Origin of the sequence: Citrobacter sp. Cpo061 (genome assembly GCF_030332845.1) — a bacterium.
GTDB classification, from domain to species: domain Bacteria; phylum Pseudomonadota; class Gammaproteobacteria; order Enterobacterales; family Enterobacteriaceae; genus Citrobacter; species Citrobacter portucalensis.
Genome location: NZ_JAOWHB010000036.1, coordinates 484503 through 502785, shown reverse-complemented (window position 1 = coordinate 502785; position 18283 = coordinate 484503). Strand labels below are relative to the sequence as shown.

17 protein-coding genes are annotated in these 18283 nt (G+C 53.0%); 10 read left to right on the top strand and 7 right to left on the bottom strand.

Features of this window, described 5'->3' with window-relative positions:
• The first annotated feature begins 13 nt into the window (after positions 1-13).
• A complete protein-coding gene (locus OGX97_RS08425) occupies positions 14-826 on the top strand; it encodes a MetQ/NlpA family ABC transporter substrate-binding protein (RefSeq protein WP_003029358.1) in 813 nt (270 codons plus the stop codon).
• A gap of 94 nt (positions 827-920) precedes the next feature.
• Here the strand turns inward: OGX97_RS08425 and ttrA are convergent, their stop codons facing one another.
• Genes ttrA through ttrB form a run of 3 tightly spaced genes read right to left on the bottom strand, consistent with a single transcriptional unit; the run spans position 921 to position 5736 of the window.
• Positions 921-3986: a tetrathionate reductase subunit TtrA gene (gene ttrA / locus OGX97_RS08420; RefSeq protein WP_279850564.1), complete on the bottom strand. Its 3066-nt coding sequence runs from the start codon at positions 3984-3986 to the stop codon at positions 921-923.
• Positions 3979-5001 carry a tetrathionate reductase subunit TtrC gene (ttrC, locus tag OGX97_RS08415; RefSeq protein ID WP_235123958.1) on the bottom strand — a complete coding sequence of 341 codons (1023 nt, stop codon included), beginning with the start codon at positions 4999-5001 and terminating at the stop codon, positions 3979-3981. Before ttrC ends, ttrA begins: the two co-directional genes overlap by 8 nt.
• Positions 5002-5736: a tetrathionate reductase subunit TtrB gene (gene ttrB / locus OGX97_RS08410; RefSeq protein ID WP_020996438.1), complete on the bottom strand. Its 735-nt coding sequence runs from the start codon at positions 5734-5736 to the stop codon at positions 5002-5004.
• Between the two features lie 227 nt (positions 5737-5963).
• Here ttrB and ttrS point away from each other — a divergent pair, with 227 nt between their 5' ends.
• The 9 genes from ttrS (at position 5964) to ydhT (ending at position 14909) form a co-directional block, all read left to right on the top strand.
• Positions 5964-7697 (top strand): tetrathionate respiration histidine kinase TtrS, encoded by a 1734-nt coding sequence (gene ttrS, locus OGX97_RS08405; RefSeq protein ID WP_279850702.1) that lies wholly within the window; start codon positions 5964-5966, stop codon positions 7695-7697.
• Positions 7672-8256: a tetrathionate respiration response regulator TtrR gene (gene ttrR, locus OGX97_RS08400; protein WP_008784617.1), complete on the top strand. Its 585-nt coding sequence runs from the start codon at positions 7672-7674 to the stop codon at positions 8254-8256. Before ttrS ends, ttrR begins: the two co-directional genes overlap by 26 nt.
• A 92-nt stretch (positions 8257-8348) precedes the next feature.
• The gene (gene fumD, locus OGX97_RS08395) at positions 8349-8558 is read left to right on the top strand and encodes a fumarate hydratase FumD (RefSeq protein WP_003029345.1); all 210 of its coding nucleotides are present in this window, start codon (positions 8349-8351) and stop codon (positions 8556-8558) included.
• Between the two features lie 494 nt (positions 8559-9052).
• A complete protein-coding gene (locus OGX97_RS08390) occupies positions 9053-9679 on the top strand; it encodes a ferredoxin-like protein (RefSeq protein ID WP_003029338.1) in 627 nt (208 codons plus the stop codon).
• Positions 9680-9799: 120 nt separating this feature from the next.
• A complete protein-coding gene (locus OGX97_RS08385) occupies positions 9800-11902 on the top strand; it encodes an aldehyde ferredoxin oxidoreductase (RefSeq protein WP_048226696.1) in 2103 nt (700 codons plus the stop codon).
• A gap of 10 nt (positions 11903-11912) precedes the next feature.
• Positions 11913-12578, top strand: a complete 666-nt coding sequence (locus OGX97_RS08380) for a YdhW family putative oxidoreductase system protein (RefSeq protein ID WP_235123955.1) — start codon at positions 11913-11915, stop codon at positions 12576-12578.
• 64 nt (positions 12579-12642) lie between these two features.
• Positions 12643-13311, top strand: coding sequence for a 4Fe-4S dicluster domain-containing protein (locus OGX97_RS08375; RefSeq protein WP_020996435.1), 669 nt, complete (start codon positions 12643-12645; stop codon positions 13309-13311).
• Positions 13308-14093 carry a thiosulfate reductase cytochrome B subunit gene (gene phsC, locus OGX97_RS08370; protein WP_032943228.1) on the top strand — a complete coding sequence of 262 codons (786 nt, stop codon included), beginning with the start codon at positions 13308-13310 and terminating at the stop codon, positions 14091-14093. Before OGX97_RS08375 ends, phsC begins: the two co-directional genes overlap by 4 nt.
• A 3-nt stretch (positions 14094-14096) precedes the next feature.
• Entirely contained in the window at positions 14097-14909 is an 813-nt protein-coding gene (gene ydhT, locus OGX97_RS08365) for a protein YdhT (RefSeq protein WP_149607163.1), read from the top strand.
• 9 nt (positions 14910-14918) lie between these two features.
• On the opposite strand, the gene OGX97_RS08360 is transcribed toward ydhT, so the two are convergent.
• The 4 genes from OGX97_RS08360 to OGX97_RS08345 are packed head-to-tail and all read right to left on the bottom strand — an operon-like array spanning position 14919 to position 18024.
• Positions 14919-15596 (bottom strand): amino acid ABC transporter permease, encoded by a 678-nt coding sequence (locus tag OGX97_RS08360; protein WP_003832686.1) that lies wholly within the window; start codon positions 15594-15596, stop codon positions 14919-14921.
• On the bottom strand, positions 15586-16371 hold the full coding sequence (locus OGX97_RS08355; RefSeq protein ID WP_167819870.1) for an amino acid ABC transporter permease: 786 nt from the start codon (positions 16369-16371) through the stop codon (positions 15586-15588). The genes OGX97_RS08360 and OGX97_RS08355 overlap by 11 nt, the downstream gene beginning before the upstream one ends.
• A complete protein-coding gene (locus OGX97_RS08350; protein ID WP_235123944.1) occupies positions 16371-17189 on the bottom strand; it encodes an amino acid ABC transporter ATP-binding protein in 819 nt (272 codons plus the stop codon). Before OGX97_RS08350 ends, OGX97_RS08355 begins: the two co-directional genes overlap by 1 nt.
• Position 17190: 1 nt before the next feature.
• On the bottom strand, positions 17191-18024 hold the full coding sequence (locus OGX97_RS08345; protein WP_235123942.1) for an ABC transporter substrate-binding protein: 834 nt from the start codon (positions 18022-18024) through the stop codon (positions 17191-17193).
• Positions 18025-18283: the final 259 nt, after the last annotated feature.

Genomic DNA, 18283 nt, shown 5'->3' with positions numbered 1-18283 from the left:
GGAAACCATTATCATGAAAAAATCACTGACGTTACTCGCCGCAGCAACCTTAAGCGCCCTGAGCTTTGCCTCCTGGGCTGATACTCTGACCGTTGGCGCGTCTAACGTGCCGCATGCGGAGATCCTTGAACAGGCCAAACCGATTCTGGCGAAGCAGGGGATCGATCTGGAGATTAAACCGTTCCAGGATTACATTCTGCCGAACACTGCGCTGGCTGGCCGTGAGATTGACGCCAACTACTTCCAGCATATTCCGTACCTGAACAGCGTGATTAAAGACCATGCAGGCGATAAAACGTATGACTTCGTCAGCGCCGGAGCGATTCACATTGAGCCGATTGGTATCTATTCGAAAAAAGTGAAATCACTTAAAGATCTGCCGGAAGGCGGCAAAGTCATCATGCGTGACGCGGTATCTGAGGAAGGCCGTATTCTGTCGATTTTCGAAAAAGAGGGGGTGATCAAGCTGAAGCCGGGCGTGGATAAAGTAACCGCGCGCATTAGCGATATCGTCGAAAACCCGAAAAAGCTGAAGTTCCTGCCAAACGTGGAAGCCGCGCTGTTACCGCAGATGTATAACAACGACGAAGGCGATGCGGTGGTGATTAACGCCAACTACGCCATCGATGCCGGGCTGGATCCAGTGAAAGATCCTATTGCCGTTGAAAGTGGTGAAAACAACCCGTATGCCAACATCATTACCGTGCATCGTGGCGACGAGAAGAAAAAGGATATCGTAGCGCTGGTTGATGTCCTGCATTCAAAAGAGATCCAGGACTGGATCCGTACTAAATATAAAGGTGCGGTGATCCCGGTAAACAACTAATCTGCTTTTTGCCGGGTGGCGGCAGTGCTTTATCCGGCCTACGACGTCCTGTAGGCCGGGTAAAACGCGTTCGCGATGCCATGCGGCACCAGAGCTACACTCGCTCAATTCTCGCTGGCAACCCCTGACGCACCGACGCACCCGACACCCAGTCAAGCCAGGTATTGGCTACCTGTCGGGTTGGGTCCGCAAAACCCAATTCGTTGAGATTAATCCCCGACTTAATCTGCTCATCAAACGCCATCGGCTCACCGTCGAGGGTATGCTGTGCCGCGCCCATTTCTTTATGTCCGTAACCATGTTCAATGGCGATGACACCCGGCATGACGCCATGCAGCAGGCTTATCTGCGCTTGCGCCTGACCACCAGGGGTGGTGATACGCACGATATCGCCGTGTGCTAAACCATACCGCTGACCATCCTGTGGATTGAGCGCCACCAGATTAACCGGCTTCAGATGATGAAGGCGTGGGATCACCGCCGTGGCGCTGGACATGGTATTGGATTTGAAGGAAATCAGTTTCAACGGCCACTCTTGTTCCGGGAACAACTCCTCGACCGCACGTCCATCTGACAGACGTGATGGATACCAGGCCGGGCAGCCGCTGTAGCGCTCGCCAGTAATCGCATGGCGGTGCGCGGCGACGTTCGCATTCCAGATTTGGAGCGGTTTTTCCCAGGCATTGCCGACGCGGTTATCAACTCGCCCGCTGTTGTCCGGCGCAAAGCGCCCGCCGCGGGAGTAGATAAACGCCACTCGGCTGATTTCATCGGTTTTCAACGTTTGTGTCATCACAGGCATGATCCGCTGGACCCCGGTCAGCGCTATGTCTTCCGGCTGTGCTTCAGCAACCGGAGCTTTGCCCATAAACGCAATATTGGCCGCGAGACGCAGGTAGTAATCTTCCGCACGGTTCAACGGATAGTGATTACCTTGCGGATCGGTAATTGCATTGTCGCCGAATCCAGGTAGCCCGATGCGCTTTGCCACTGCGATACAGAAAGACTCCATCGAGGCCGGTTGACCGTCAGCCGTGAGGCTGGTCGCCGATCTGACAACTGGCCAACGCGCGGTGGTGGCTTTGCTGGCCACGCCCGCCCACGGAGCGCTGAATCCCCAGCTTTCGAAGTTGTGGGTATCCGGCACGATGTAATCTGCCAGCGCCGTGGTTTCGTTCATAAAGGCGTCAATGGCAATAAACAGCGGCAGACGAGCAGGATCCTTGAGCTTTTCTTCCGCCACGCCGCGTAACCCCGCAATGCCGTAAAACGGGTTGGTCATGTTGGAGATCCAGGCTTTCAGCGGATAAGGGTAACCTTCAAGCGCCGAGACGAGGAGTTCGGTAAGCTGACCGGCGACAAACGGATACCACGGCGCTTTAGCCGGGAAGGGCGATTGCCCGGCAGCCACCTTATTGCGGTACTCTTCCGAAGACTCATAAGCGGTTTTACTGCGCGCGATGCTTAACCCTTTCGGTTTTACCTTCCCGGCGAAGCTGTCCATGTTGTAGCGCGGACCGTCGGTGGCGCCATTAAACTTGCCGCCGCCGACGAACACGCCGCCTTCAAGGCTGAGGTTACCAATAAGCGCATTGAGCATCATCACCGACCAGGCGTTATAAAATCCATTGCCTGCCATCATTCCGCCGTGCGTGATCACCGCCGCTTTACGCCCGTGGCGGGTGAATGCGTCGGCCAGAGCGGCAATGTCTGCTTCTGACACCCCACACTGCTGGCTGTACTGCGTTAGCGACAGTTTCTCTGCGGACTCACGCAGACACTGGAAGCTGCTTTTTACCGTTACTGTCTGCCCGTCGGCCAGCGTCACTTCACGGGTAACAAACAGCTGAGCGCGCGGGCAACTGCTGGCGACGACAATCTCACCGGCCTCGTTGACGACCATCGGCTCCTGGGCTGCGTTTGCACTCAGATGGGCGAGGGTCAGGTGTTGTCCGGCAAGCGTTGGAATTTCATCGGTAATCACCAGATGCGTTGCATTAGTCCAGCTTTTTTCTCCTGCCTGCTGCATGGCCTGCACGCCGGGAATGGCGAGATAATCAGCGTTATAGCGTTGTTTATCGATAATCCAGCTTATCATCCCCATAGCCAGCGCGGAGTCGCTTCCCGGTCGTACGGGCTGCCAGTGGCCGCGATCGTCAGCCAGCACCGTGGTTAATGGCAGGGCTGGCGCCACCACAACATAGCGGAAGTCGTCACGTAAACGGGCGCTGGCCAGCTGGCGGGCCTGGCGCTTAAACGGGTTGCCGGATTGCGCCGGAGAGGTGCCCATAAACAGTGCGAATTCGACGTTATCCCAGTCGGGTTTTACGTGGGTATTTTTATCCAGATCGCCCATTAACGCGCCGGAACCGGCCCGATAGGCCAGACCGCAGTAAGCGCCATGAGCGCCGAAGTTTTTACTGCCGAAACTGTTCAGTGCGAAGCGACGTAAAAAGGTATCACGTCCTTCATCGCTGGTATTGGTGACCAGCAGTTGATTGGATTTTGGGCCAAAGCCGGGATGTTTCGCATCAAGCGGTGTAGTGGGATCGTGGATGGCTCTCAGACCATCAACGTGGCCTTCACCAAACAAATCGCCACCTTCCACCACCTCTTTGATCAGCTGTTCGAAGCTGATGCGCTGCCATTTTCCTTCACCGCGTTTACCGACACGCTTCATAGGCTCCAGAATACGTAGCGGGCTGTACAGACCTTCGAGTAAGGTTGCGCCACGGGCGCAGGCGGTGGAACGTGCGTCAAGACCTGACTCCCCGGCCAATTGTTCCATTGCCGTGGCAAAGGGGACGGAGGCGTCTATATGGTGCTCGTGCGACAACGGATGATAAGGGTTGCCCGCAATGCGCAGCACTTTGCCTTGCTCAGTGTCAACGCGAACCCGTACACCACACTGCGTCCAGCAACCAAAGCACTGCGTCATCGAGATCACCTGCTGCGGGTTTTGCTGCCAGTGAGGCCGGGCGTTGGCTTCTGGGATTAGCGCGTTGGCAAAAATGCGGTCACGGGTAATTTTGCCCGAGGTTCCGTCCAACAAACCGTCTATCGCGCGCTTTGCCACATCCCGATAACTCAGGCCAAAAGTCACCATGCCACCTACGGCAAGGCCCACTTTAAGCCACTGACGACGGGTTAAATTAGCCATGTTGCATTCTCCTTGCGATCGCGTTCAGGGCTTCACGAACAATAATAATCAGTGCTATCCACAGGCCGAAGGTACCCACAATAGCCAGCCAGCCATCGGTGCCGCCGGGCAGGGTATAGGGATTAAACTGCGCGTTAAATTTCGGTACGGTCTGCACCTGGATGAGTAACGTCCAGCGCATTAGCCAGCACAGCGCCATAGCGCTAAAAGCGAGTAATATGCGCAGCGGTAGCGACAAGGGGTAACGTACAACCAACCCGCAAAGAGCAAGCGAAACAAGCCATAGCGCAACCCAACCGATAGCGTAGTGTTGTGCTGAAGAGGCAACATCCAGCCAATGACGGATAGCCGAACCGGAAAGCGTATTACCACTCGCCCAGATCGCCACCACGATAGCCAGCGCGATCAACGTGACCATTTGCCCCCACGCTAGCTTACGCGGTAGTGCGTCCTTGCTATTTGTCGTGGCAATAAGCAGGGCAAGAAATGTTTGCAGCGCGCTGAGGAACATCGCAACCGGAAAGGCGTAACTGAACCAAATGGGACGCGCCTGTACCACCGACACTTCACGGCCGGTGTAAACCAGCAATCCGATGGCGGACAGCGCGCTACCAAGTGCTAACCATTTTGTGACGCTGTAACTTTTTAGCGTTAGCCGTTTCACATGTTGCGCCAGAAACCACAGACCTAAAAAACCGGTAAACAGCGGTAAAAACAGTGCGCCCCACGGCATCCAGGACCATGGCGTCGGATACGCATAGAAATGCCAGACGCGGGAGGTTTGGTGTAGATCAGCGGTCAGCGCCAGTGGCGCGGTAATCGCGCAGGTCAGGGCGATTAACAGCGTCAGATTCTCCAGGTCTGCCGTTTCTTTTTTGCGCCAGTGAAGAACGCAGGCGAACAGCGCGGCGCAGGCGGCAATGCCGATGAAAAAGAAGTATTGTACGGCCCAGGGTAACCAGCTTACATCCTGAGGATGGGCCAGAACCTCGTCGATAATCAGTGAATGGTTCATTTAAACCTCCTGCCAGAGAGCGGGTTGAGCTCGTCCCATCAATGGGGTAACAAACGCCTCATCCAGCCCCAGATAGAACACGTGAGGAGACGTACCGCTTTCCGGCTTCAGGACTTTGATGGCGTCATGGTGCTCATGCAGCATTTGCGAAATGCGGCTGTGCGGATCTTTAATATCGCCAATGATGCGCGCGCCGCCAACGCAGGATTCCACACAGGCCGGGAGCAGCCCCGCTTCGAGGCGGTGAACGCAAAAGGTACATTTATCGGCGGTTTGCGTTTCATGGTTGATGAATCGCGCATCATAAGGGCAGGCCTGCACGCAATAGGCGCAGCCCACGCAGCGTGTGTTGTCGACCACCACAATGCCGTCTTCGCGTTGGAAAGTGGCTTGTACCGGGCAAACGGGCACGCAAGGGGGATTATCACAATGGTTGCACAGTCGCGGCAGCAGGACGTTGGTAACGCTTTGCTGGCCTTCAATCTGTACTTGATACTGGTTGACAAGTGTACGAAATTCGCCCTGTGGCGTCTGGTTTTCAATGGCGCAACTGACGGTACAGGCCTGGCAGCCGATACAGCGTCGCAGGTCAACCAGCATGGCATAGCGATGCTGTTGTGAGCCTTCGTGGCGTTCTGGCGAAAAGGGAAATTGCGCCTGAGCCAGCGGAACCAGTGATGCGCCAGCGGTCAGGACGCCCAGTTGCTGGAGAAACTGCCGTTTACTGCTGTCCATATTTTCTCCCGTCACGATGCAACAACGAAACATTGGTCACGCCGTTGATTTGCGTGTGATGAATAAAGAATCTCAATGATTTACAGTGTAAAAATCGTGACGGGGTATACTCTATTGTGGTTAACCACATACCCGGCTTGTTGTTGATCTAAAACAACATAATTGACAGGGATAATTGAGTGGGACGCAACGTAGTAAGATGTCTGACGGTACTGGCGTCGCTGTGGATGCTAAGCGGCGCGGTCAGGGCGCAGACATGGAACATTGGCGTTTTGGCGATGCGCGGGGAGGTTTCTACACGTAATCACTGGCAGCCGCTGGAAACCTTGTTGAATCAGCAAATCCCCGGTGAGCAGTTTCATATTCAACCGCTGGACCTGCGGCAGATGCAGGAGGCGGTGAATCGTGGAGCGGTACACTTTGTGGTCACCAATCCGGCGCAGTTTGTCCAGCTTAACAGCCACTCAGCGCTACGCTGGCTGGCGTCGTTACGATCCACCCGTGGTGGGAAAGCCACCAGTAACGTGATTGGCAGCGCCATTCTCGTCAGGCGCGACAGTGGGTTAACCTCCGCACACGATCTGATCGGCAAAACGGTTGGCGCCATTGATGCTCAGGCGTTTGGCGGCTATTTGCTGGGATATAAAGCGCTCAGTGATGCCGGTCTGCGCCCTGAACGTGATTTACGTCTGACGTTTACCGGATTTCCCGCCGATGCCTTACTCTATTTATTACGTGAAAAAGCCGTGCAGGCGGTGATCGTGCCGGTGTGCCTGCTGGAAAAAATGGATGAAGAAGGCCTCATCCGTAAAACCGATTTTATGACCGTGTTGAATCATCCGACTTCAATTCCCTGTTTAACCAGTACGCCGCTCTATCCGGACTGGTCATTTGCCGCACTACCTGCAGTGAGTGACGAGCTGGCCGATCGCGTCACGCGGGTACTGTTCAATGCACCGCAAAACGCGTCGTTTCGCTGGGGCGCGCCCGCCTCGACCCGTGAAGTAGAAGCGTTGCTGCGCGACGTCCGACAGCATCCGCAGCAGCGTCAGCTGTGGCTGGATGTCAAAAGCTGGTTTATTCAACACCGACTGGCGATGGGGGGCGTGGTCATCGTATTGCTGTTGCTTACGCTCAATTACATCTGGGTGATGCTGTTGGTTCGCCGACGTGGCAGGCAGCTGGAGCGGAACAACGTGTTGTTGCACAAACAGGAACAGGCGCTGGAGACTGCCCGCCAAATGAGCGTGCTGGGGGAGATGACCTCCGGTTTTGCCCATGAACTCAATCAGCCGTTGTCTGCTATCCGTCATTATACCCAAGGCTGTCTAATTCGCCTGCGTGGTCAGGATGAGCAGCATCCGTTGCTGCCCGCGCTTGAGCACATAGACGCCCAGGCACAACGAGGAGCCGATACGCTGCGCAATCTCCGGCAGTGGGTCAGCCAGGCACAGGGCAATCCGGTACTCACCGATGACTGGCAAGCCATCAACGTTCACGATGCTATCCATCACGTCTGGCAATTACTGCGTATGCCCCAGCAATTCCCGGCGATAACGCTGCACACGCAGGTTAGTAAGGCGTTAACGTTGATGCTGCCAAGCGTTCTTCTTGAGCAGGTGCTGGCTAACCTGGTACTCAATGCCGCCCAGGCAGGCGCTACGACGGTATGGTTTAGCGCCCTGCATAAGGATGGCGGCGTGCGTATTCAGGTGCAGGATAATGCCGGAGGTATTGACGAGGCTCAGTTGTATCAGGCGTTTCAGCCGTTTATGACCACCCGCAAAGAAGGTATGGGACTAGGACTGGCCATTTGTCAGCGACTGGTGCGCTACGCAAACGGAGATATTGAGATCAAAAATCAGCAGGCCCCGGACGGCAAAGCGGGGGCGAGAGTGACATTGTATTTTAAGCCAAATCAGGAAGGAGGCCGTAGTGGCGATAATTCATCTGCTGGATGACGACATTGCTGTTACCCAGGCCTGTGCGTTTTTATTGGAAAGTCTGGGATATGAAGTGTCTTGCTGGGAGCAAGGCGAGAAATTCCTCGCCGAGGCAAATCTGCACCAGGTGGGCGTACTACTGCTGGATATGCGTATGCCGGTACTGGATGGGCACGCTGTGCATGAAATCATGCGTCAGAAAGCAAGTACGCTGGCGGTGGTCTTTCTCACCGGGCACGGCGACGTGCCGATGGCGGTTGAGCAAATGAAACGTGGCGCGGTCGATTTTTTGCAAAAACCGGTGTCAGCCGTGCCGCTGCAGGCAGCATTAGAACATGCCTTGCAGGTCTCGGCAGCGGCGTTCTCGCGACAAGAGATCATCTCATGCTACCAACAACTTACGCCAAAAGAACGGGAACTGGCGCATCTGGTAGCAAAAGGGTTAATGAATCGGGAAATTGCTGATGCCATGAATATTGCCGTGCGTACGGTTGAAGTGCACCGGGCGCGGGTGATGGAAAAAATGCAGGCAGGAAGTCTTGCTGAGCTCGTTAATCGACTTCAGAGAGTTCAGTAGAATGATGACATTTATTTGATTTTCATTGAATTTTGTCTAAATCCTCAGAGTGATATATGCTGTTGGTTTGAGTTAATGACGAGCGGGCAAAAATGGGAAATCAGACGAAAGACGACGAGTTGTACCGTGAAATGTGCAGAGTAGTCGGTAAAGTAGTGCTGGAAATGCGCGATCTGGGACAAGAACCTAAGCATATCGTCATTGCGGGAGTACTGAGAACCACCCTTGCTAACCAGCGCGTGAAGCGCAGTGAGTTAGAAAAACAGGCTATTGAGACCGTAATTAAAGCATTGGCCGGTTAATTCATAAAAAGAGGACCGCAGAAATTTTTTGCCGTCCTCTTATTCTCGATACGTTAATCTATCAATCTATATAATTTATCTCCGTTAATAATTGGTTGTAGAGAACTATAAATCGATATGTATTTATTTATATATCGGTGGCCGTGCAATATTATATTTGGGAGAGGGTTCACAAATATTTGTAATTTAAATGGGCTGCTATTTCACTCCATTTCTTAATGATAATAAATCTCACTCCGCATTAATTATATCCCTTCCGTTTTTTAATTGATGACGATCAAGACTATGTATTCTGAATAACCACATTATTTCTGCGCCTAACCCTAAAGGATTAGATTCATTCAGTTTAACCACCGTCATTTACGCGATCAGGTTAGGGCAAAAATTTACGTGTTGTTGGCAACATTAACCGCCCGATATGGCTTGAGCTGCGCTGGTTTAAATTAGCCTGGATGTGTTGCTACCACAGCATTTGCGAAGAGGATGCGAAATAAATGAACCAGGTTGATCGTCCATTTTTAGATTGTGGTTTAACGCGACTAGAATTCCTGCGGATATCAGGGAAAGGACTGGCGGGATTAACGATTGCCCCCGCGCTGTTATCCCTATTTGGTTGTAAGCAGGAAGATGTCGATAGTGGGACCGTGGGGCTTATCAATACGCCGAAAGGGGTTCTGGTGACCCAGCGAGCCCGCTGTACGGGCTGTCACCGCTGTGAAATATCCTGTACCAATTATAACGATGGTGCCGTAGGGACCTTCTTTTCCCGGATAAAAATCCATCGCAATTTCTTCTTTGGCGATGATGGCGTCGGGTCCGGTGGTGGGCTGTATGGCGATTTAAACTATACCGCTGACACCTGCCGACAATGTAAAGATCCGCAGTGCATGAAGGTCTGCCCAATTGGTGCAATTACCTGGAAACAAGAAGACGGTTGTATTGCGGTGGACCACAAACGCTGTATTGGCTGTAGCGCGTGTACCACAGCCTGCCCGTGGATGATGGCGACCGTAAATACCGAAACGAAAAAATCCTCAAAATGTGTGTTATGCGGAGAATGCGCCAATGCTTGTCCGACTGGGGCATTAAAAATTATCGAGTGGAAAGATATTACTGTTTGATAGATAACAGGCATACCTGATTCGCGCCATTAATTGCCAAAAATACTGCAGTTTTAGATCAAAAAGCTGCCTGAAGAATGGCGGGTATATCTATTAAACCTTCTTGCAAAGGAAAACATGATGGCTAATGGTTGGACAGGTAATATTTTACGGGTCAATCTCACCACGGGTAATATCACCCTTGAAGATTCCAGTAAATTTAAAAAATTTGTCGGTGGGATGGGCTTTGGTTATAAAATTATGTACGACGAAGTCCCGCCAGGCACCATGCCTTTTGATGAAGGGAATAAACTGGTTTTTGCCACCGGACCATTGACGGGGTCAGGCGCTCCCTGTAGCTCCCGCGTCAATATCACCTCCTTATCGACGTTTACCAAAGGTAACTTAGTCGTAGATGCCCATATGGGCGGTTTCTTTGCTGCACAAATGAAATTCGCCGGTTACGACGCCATTATTATTGAAGGCAAGTCCGCATCACCGGTCTGGATCAACATCAAAGACGATAAAGTCAGCATCGAAAAAGCCGATTTCTTGTGGGGCAAGGGGACTCGCGCCACAACCGAAGAGATTTGCCGGATTACCAGCCCTGAAACCTGCGTTGCCGCTATTGGGCAGGCGGGTGAGAATCTGGTGCCACTGTCCTGCATGATCAACAGCCGCAACCACAGCGGCGGTGCAGGTACGGGTGCGGTGATGGGTTCTAAAAACCTGAAGGCCATTGCGGTAGAAGGGACCAAAGGCGTCAACATTGCCGATCGTAAAGAGATGAAGCGTCTCAATGACTACATGATGACCGAGCTTATCGGCGCCAACAACAACCACGTTGTGCCAAGCACCCCGCAGGCCTGGGCAGAATACTCTTCGCCAAACTCGCGCTGGACAGCCCGTAAGGGACTTTTCTGGGGCGCGGCAGAAGGGGGGCCAATCGAAACCGGTGAAATCCCGCCGGGAAACCAAAATACGGTGGGTTTCCGTACCTATAAATCGGTGTTCGATCTGGGTCCAGCCGCAGAAAAATACACGGTCAAAATGAGCGGCTGCCATTCATGCCCTATTCGTTGTATGTCGCAGCTAAATGTCCCGCGGGTGAAGGATTTTGGCGTGCCGAGTACCGGCGGCAACACCTGCGTGGCGAACTTTGTTCACACCACCATTTTCCCCAATGGCCCGAAAGATTTTGACGATAAAGACGATGGGCGAGTCGTAGGGAACCTGATCGGACTGAACCTGTTTGACGATTACGGTATCTGGTGTAACTACGGCCAGCTGCACCGTGACTTTACCTACTGTTATTCGAAAGGCGTCTTTAAACGCGTGCTGCCAGCCGCAGAGTACGCGGAGATCCGTTGGGATCAACTGGAGGCGGGCGATCCTAACTTTATCAAAGATTTTTACTATCGACTGGCGCATCGCGTGGGGGAACTCAGTCATCTTGCGGACGGTTCGTATGCCATTGCTGAACGCTGGGATTTGGGCGAAGAGTACTGGGGTTATGCCAAAAATAAACTGTGGTCGCCGTTTGGTTTTCCGGTCCATCATGCAAACGAAGCCTCGGCGCAGGTGGGGGCGATCACCAACTGTATGTTTAACCGTGACTGTATGGCGCACACCCATATCAACTTCATCGGTTCCGGTTTGCCGCTGAAATTACAGCGCGAAGTGGCGGGTGAGTTATTTGGGTCGCAGGACGCCTATGACGAAACCAAAAACTATACCCCAATCAATGCCGCCAAGATCAAATATGCCAAATGGACACTGCTGAAAGTCTGCCTGCATAACGCGGTTACGCTGTGTAACTGGGTTTGGCCGATGACGGTTTCACCACTCAAGAGCCGCAACTATCGCGGAGATTTGGATCTGGAAGCGAAATTCTTCCAGGCAGTCACCGGTGATGAAACCACGCAGGCGAGTCTGGACCTGGCCGCTGAACGCATCTTTACCCTGCATCGAGCCTATACGGTCAAACTGATGCAAACCAAAGATATGCGTAATGAACACGATCTCATCTGCTCCTGGGTGTTTGATAAAGACCCAAAAATTCCGGTCTTCACCGAAGGCACCGACAAGATGGACAGGGAGGATATGCGCCAGTCACTGACGATGTTCTATCAGGAAATGGGCTGGGATCCCGAGTTGGGTTGCCCAACGCGTGAAACCCTGAATCGACTCGGACTTGAAGACGTGGCAGCCGATTTGGCTGCGCAGGATCTGTTGCCAGCGTAAGGAACGCGAGATGACTAACGTGAGCAACGTTCAGGCACCCGTTGGGGCGCTTCCTGACGAGGTTGATAGCCAAAAGAGACACTGGTTACAGGCGTTTCACCCGCCGGTCGAGCGGGTGACTGCGCCGCAGGTTCAGGAAGCCGCCAGCCCGGAGTCGATTGTGGCAGATTTTATCCGCCAGCATTCGGCATCGGGGCACCTGGTGGCGCGCAGCGTGTTTCTGCAGCCACCTTATTCGATCCCTGAAGCCGATCTCTCCGCGCTGCTGGATGTGCTGTGCCAGGACGCGAATAACGCGGATATCACCCGTGTGCAGGGTGCGGAAGATGTCTATTTCTACTCAACGCAAACCATGACGGCAAACTACGCCGGTATGTGCGTGCAGGTGGTGGAAAACGACATCTGCCGTGCGATTGCCGAGGCGGTACGCTTCGACTGTCGAACGTATCCTCGCCCCTATAAGGTCGCCATGTTGACGCAACCGCCGTACAGCTTTGAGTCTCAGCAGATTTCAGCGGCGCTCACGGCCATGGAAACGCACCCTGATTACGCAGATATAAGTACTGTGGAATCGTCAAATGCGGAGCCTTATTTGTTCAGCGAACGTTTTATGAGTTATGGCAAAGCGTACGGCCTTTGTGAATGGCTTGAGGTTGAGCAGTATCAGAACCCCTGAAATATTCAGGTTGATGTCATGGAATGTGTGGACGACCACTGTCACAGCATTAGAGGATAACCCGATGTCCTTCACCCGACGAAAATTTGTCATTGGCATGGGGACGGTGATTTTTTTTACCGGCCCAGGTCAAAATCTGTTAGCGAGTACCAGGAGCCCTAAAGCCGTTCGTTACGTCATGATTCACGACGAATCACTGTGTAACGGATGCAATATTTGCGCTCGTGCATGCCGGAAAACCAACCATGTACCTGACCAGGGCAGCCGTTTGTCTATAGCGCATATTCCGGTAACCGATAACGACAACGAAACGCTGTATCACTACTTCCGTCAGTCCTGCCAGCATTGTGATGATGCACCTTGTATTGAGGTGTGTCCGACCGGTGCCTCCTGGCGAGATGAGAACGGTATTGTGCGAGTAGATACGTCTTGCTGTATTGGCTGCAGTTACTGTATTGGCGCGTGTCCTTATCAGGTGCGCTATCTCAACCCGCAAACTAAAGTGGCGGATAAATGCGACTTCTGCGCTGAATCTCGGCTGGCAAAAGGTTTCCCTCCGATCTGTGTTAACGCTTGCCCGGAACATGCGCTGATTTTCGGTCGTGAAGATAGCCCGGAAATTCAGACCTGGTTGCGAGAAAACAAGTATTACGAATATCAACTTGCAGGCGCCGGGAAACCCCATCTGTATCGTCGGTTCGGTCAACATTTGATTAAAAAGGAAAATGTATGAACGCGTCGCAGAATGCCGAACAGTTTCACGCCCAACTTGCACAGTATGTCCCCCTGTTTTCACCGGACTACTGGCCTGTGTGGTTAGTCGTTGCCGGGTTAATGCTGGTGGGAATGTGGCTGGTGCTGGCGCTTCACGCCATGTTGCGCTTTCGGGCGGCGCATAAAGCGTCGGCAGGGCATGGTGAGAAGGTCTATTTATATTCGAAGGCTGTCCGCCTGTGGCACTGGTCGAATGCGCTGTTATTTCTGTTGCTTCTGGTTAGTGGCCTGGTCAATCACTTCTCTGCCGTTAGCGCACCGGTAATGAAAAGCCTGCTCACCGTTCATGAGGTTTGTGGCTTTTTGCTACTTGCCTGCTGGATTGGTTTTGTGCTGATCAACCTGATTGGCGGCAACGGACATCACTATATTATTCAACGTCAGGGCTGGATCGCACGTGCGCAAAGACAAACTCGTTTTTACCTGTTTGGCATTATGCAGGGCGAGTCACACCCATTTCCGGCCTCACCTCGCTCTAAATTTAATCCGTTACAGCAGGCGGCCTATGTTGGCGTGATGTATGGTTTGTTGCCACTGCTACTGATCACTGGATTGTTATCGCTTTACCCGACGGTCGTCGGCGATCTGTTCCCCGGGGTGCGTTACTGGCTGCTTCAGGCGCATTTTGCGCTGGCAATAGTCAGTCTGTTTTTCATTTTTGGGCATCTTTATCTCTGCACTACGGGGCGCACGCCGGGCGAAACCTTTAAGTGTATGGTGGATGGCTACCACCGGCATTAAGCGATGATGATTACGCGAAGTGACTTACGGGCCTGGCGTGTTGGGCCCGTCATGTACCGCTGGTTTCTACGTGCGTTTCCCGCAGGAGGAAGCTATGCCGATGTTCATCGTGCGCTCCAGCGGGAAGGGTATTCCGATTGGGCAAATAGCCTGGTGGAATACGGCTGGTCAAAATGGCGGGAAGAGGCGAGTTTTGCTCAGCAGGATATTGACGCAATGGGGAATATTTCCTGTGAGCAAGCCGCGGGGGAAACTAGTCGTCCGTTGGCGAGTGCGGAAGATTATGCCCGATTTAGCAGTGCGTGTGACAACGTTAAAATTGCCAGCGCCGGGTATGCTGCACAGATCGCCTGTGCCGGTTACAGCGCACGGATTGGCTGTGTAGGCTATAACACGCATATCGGCAGTTCAGGCGATCGCGGGCGAATAGCGATTGCGGGAAACTCGGCGCGTATCAGCAGTGTGGGCGATGGAACACGTATTGCCAGTACCGGCATGCGCGTACGTATCAGTTCACTCGGCGACCGAAATCGGATTGCCAGTAGCGGTGATTTAACCCAACTGGCCTGTTTTGGCGCAGAGGCGAAAATCGCTAACTGCGCGGACAATATCCACATTATTGCCAGCGGAGAGAACGCCGTTGTTGCCAGTACCGGTGCTGTCGACTCGATAATTCTTGGTCCCGGCGGATGTGCGGCGCTGGCTTATCACGATGGCGAAAGAATGCGTTTTGCGCTTGCCGTTGAAGGGGAAAATAACATTCGGGCGGGCGTGAAATATCGGCTCAACGAAGACCATCAGTTCGTGGAATGCTGAGCCGAGAGGTCATTTTAGTGCGAATCGGCGCTGGGTGATTTTTTCAAGGCTAAAGCACAGCAGGTAATAAACCAGCCCGGTAAAGATAAAAATGGCTGCGGGGTAAATTTGCACCCGGCTGTTAACCTGACCGGCAACTGTCGTGAGTTCCGGCACGTTAACGATAAACGCCAGTGACGTGTCCTTCAGCAGCCCAATAAAAATCCCTGTCAGCGACGGTAGTACGTTACGCAGCACCTGCGGCAGCAAGATAAGCCACAGGGCCTGATCCGGGCGAAAACCCTGAACGACTGCCGCTTCATATTGCCCGCCAGGCAGTGCGCTAATTCCAGCATACACCGAGTGCATCACCGAGGCGGCGGTGAACCATGCCAGCGCCAGCGTCACGGTAACGGCACCGGGCAGATCGCTTCCGGTCAGCATGGGTAGCAAATACCACATCCAGAAAATCACAAAGATGAGCGGAATGCCGCGAATAAATTCCGCCCAGATAAACAACCCGTTGCGAACCGCGCCCGGAAATCGCCAGGCACAACAGGCAAGAACGATCCCGCCAGGCAGCGCCAGCAAAGCCGCACCGATAGCCATCAGCAAAGTGAGCAGGACGCCACCGGGTTGCCCCTCAGCTACACGTCCCCACAGGAGATAGTCAAGATTGTCGGTAATGACCGAAACATTAGCGATCATGCAGTATGCTCCTGACGCTGAAGATGCGCATTCTTATCTTTGACGATTTACCCGACGCAGACTGCGGGCCAAGACGGGTAAGCAGCATACCCAGAACGATGCCGGTAAACAGATAGAGTGCAGTGCCAACGGCAAAGGCTTCCAGCGCGTGCGCGTTGTAGCTCTCAATTTGCCGTACCTGGTAGGTGAGCTCAGCAAATCCAATACCGCTGGCAAGCGAGGAAAGCTTCATCAGGTTGAGATATTGGCCAACAATCGGTTGCCAGGCGTTTGCCAGCCCCTGAGGCAGCAGAATGTGACGAAATATCGCCCAGGATGAAAACCCCTGCGCCACGGCAGCCTCGCGTTGTCCGGCAGAAACAGCCTGTAAACCCGAAGCGATCTCTTCAACCAAAAATGCTGAGGTAAATACCCCCAACCCCCATGCTGAACAGATAAATTCCGGCGTTAACCACCAGACATCACCCGGCAAAATTGACCATGGATGATCGGCATTGATAAAGCTAATGACGTTACGGGGTAGCCAGTTCCAGGCGGCAAAATACCAGAACATCAGTTGCACCAGTAAAGGCGTGTTGCGAAACACCGAGACCCACACCCCGACCATCGCTTTAGCGAGACGATTGCCCGTCAGGCGCAGGCCGAGCAGTGAGATGGCAATGAGCGTGGCGAGCACAATACCCGCCAGCGTCACCCAGAGCGTGGTGAGAAAACCGGAAATTATCCATTGCAGGGGTTGCCCGCTCAGCACCCCCTGCCAGTCCATTGCATGCATTATGACGATGACTCCTGGTGTAACGGGTCGAGCACTTTTTTCAGGAAACGCTGGGTTCTCGGGTGCTGTGGTCGGACGAAAAAATCCTCCGGCGCGGCCACTTCCAGAATATCGCCACCATCGATGAAAACCACCCGATCGGCAATTTCGCGGGCAAAATGCATTTCGTGGGTCACGACGATCATGGTGATACCGCTGTGGGCCAAATTTTTCATTACCTGTAATACCTCGCCGATCATTTCCGGATCCAGCGCGGAAGTGGGCTCATCAAACAGAATAATTTGTGGAGACGAAGCCAGTGCGCGGGCGATGGCCACGCGCTGCTGCTGCCCACCGGACAACTGCGCGGCATAGGCGTTGGCTTTTTCCGCCAGTCCCACTTTTTCCAGCAACTCAAGAGCCCGACGATCCGCTTCCGTCTTGTTCCAGCCGTGAACATATTCCAGCGCCAGTGCGATGTTCTGCAGCGCAGTCAGGTGCGAATAGAGATTGAATTGCTGAAATACGAAACCGATACGGCTACGTAGCTGGCGTAACGCCGCCCCGCGCAACTTGCTAATCGGTTTACCATCAATGAAGATTTCGCCACCGGTGAGCGACTCAAGCTGGTTGATAAGACGTATAAGAGTGGATTTTCCTGAGCCGGAAGGCCCCAGAATAGTCACCACTTCACCAGGTTCAACTGCCAGGCTGACGCCGTTAAGTACGGTATGAGCGTCATACTGTTTAAACACATTGTGCAGTTTTACGCTTGCCTGACCCAATTGGGTAGAATCCGCAGCCGAAGCTGCGGAACGATGAAAAAGAGCTGAGAGCATATTACTGGGCTTCTATTTTAAAGGCGCGGGGCTGCGGATTTTTGGTTTCAGGGCCGAACCACACATCATAAATTTTTGCTGCCTGACCGGTAGACTCCAGCTTCAAAAGTTCATCGTTGACGGCTTTTAACAGCGCGGGTTCGCCTTTTTTTACCCCCACGCCGATCTCTTCTTTACTCAGCAGGTCCGGCAAAATTTTGAAATCCGCTTTATCCGGCGCAGCGCCTAATAAACCGGCCAGAATCGTACTGTCCTGGGTAATGGCCTGAACATTGCCGTTGCGTAGCGCGGTTAACGCCAGCGGGATATCGTCGTAGGCCAACACGCGCGACTGCGGGAAGCGCTGATGCAGTGCCTGTTCACCAGTAGTGCCTTTTACCGCGCCGATGCGTGCTTTGCTGTATTCATCGAGCTTATCCGGAGATTTTGCTGGCACAAGGAACTGCTGGCCGGTAACAAAATAAGGAACGGAGAAATCTATTACCTGCGCCCGTTCAGGTGTAATCGTGATATCTGCGACGATTAAATCAGCTTTACCAGATTGTAATAACGGAATGCGGTTTGCCGGATTGGTCGCTACAAGTTCCAGTTTTACACCCAGGGATTTGGCCAGCGCTTCGGCAAAATCAACGTCGTAGCCGACAATCTTATGGGTTTTGGCATCGACGGAGCCAAACGGAGGATTCGCGTCAAATGTCGCGACTTTTACGACGCCTGCGGCTTTGATATCGGCCAGTTGGTCAGCCTGAACCTGCGAGACGGTAAGTCCTGAGGCCAGCAGCACGCCCAATGCCAGCAGTGTTTTTTTAGCGCGGTAAGTTTTCGTTGCCATCATTGTATGAAATCCCTGTAGTTTTTTGGTTTGTGCTTTTTACGCTCCCATAACTTACGGTTGGGACAAAATAAGAAAAAATTCTTATCTATATACAAAATGTTATTAGTGAAGGATGTGTTAATAGCGGGTGAAAATAATGCAGGAGTGAAAGGTAAAATCGTGCATAAGCCTGGTAATAATTCGCATTTTGTTTTTGTGTGAGAGCACGCTTGAATAAGATTGAGCTGTGCTAATGTCCAGAAATGCTACTGGAATACCC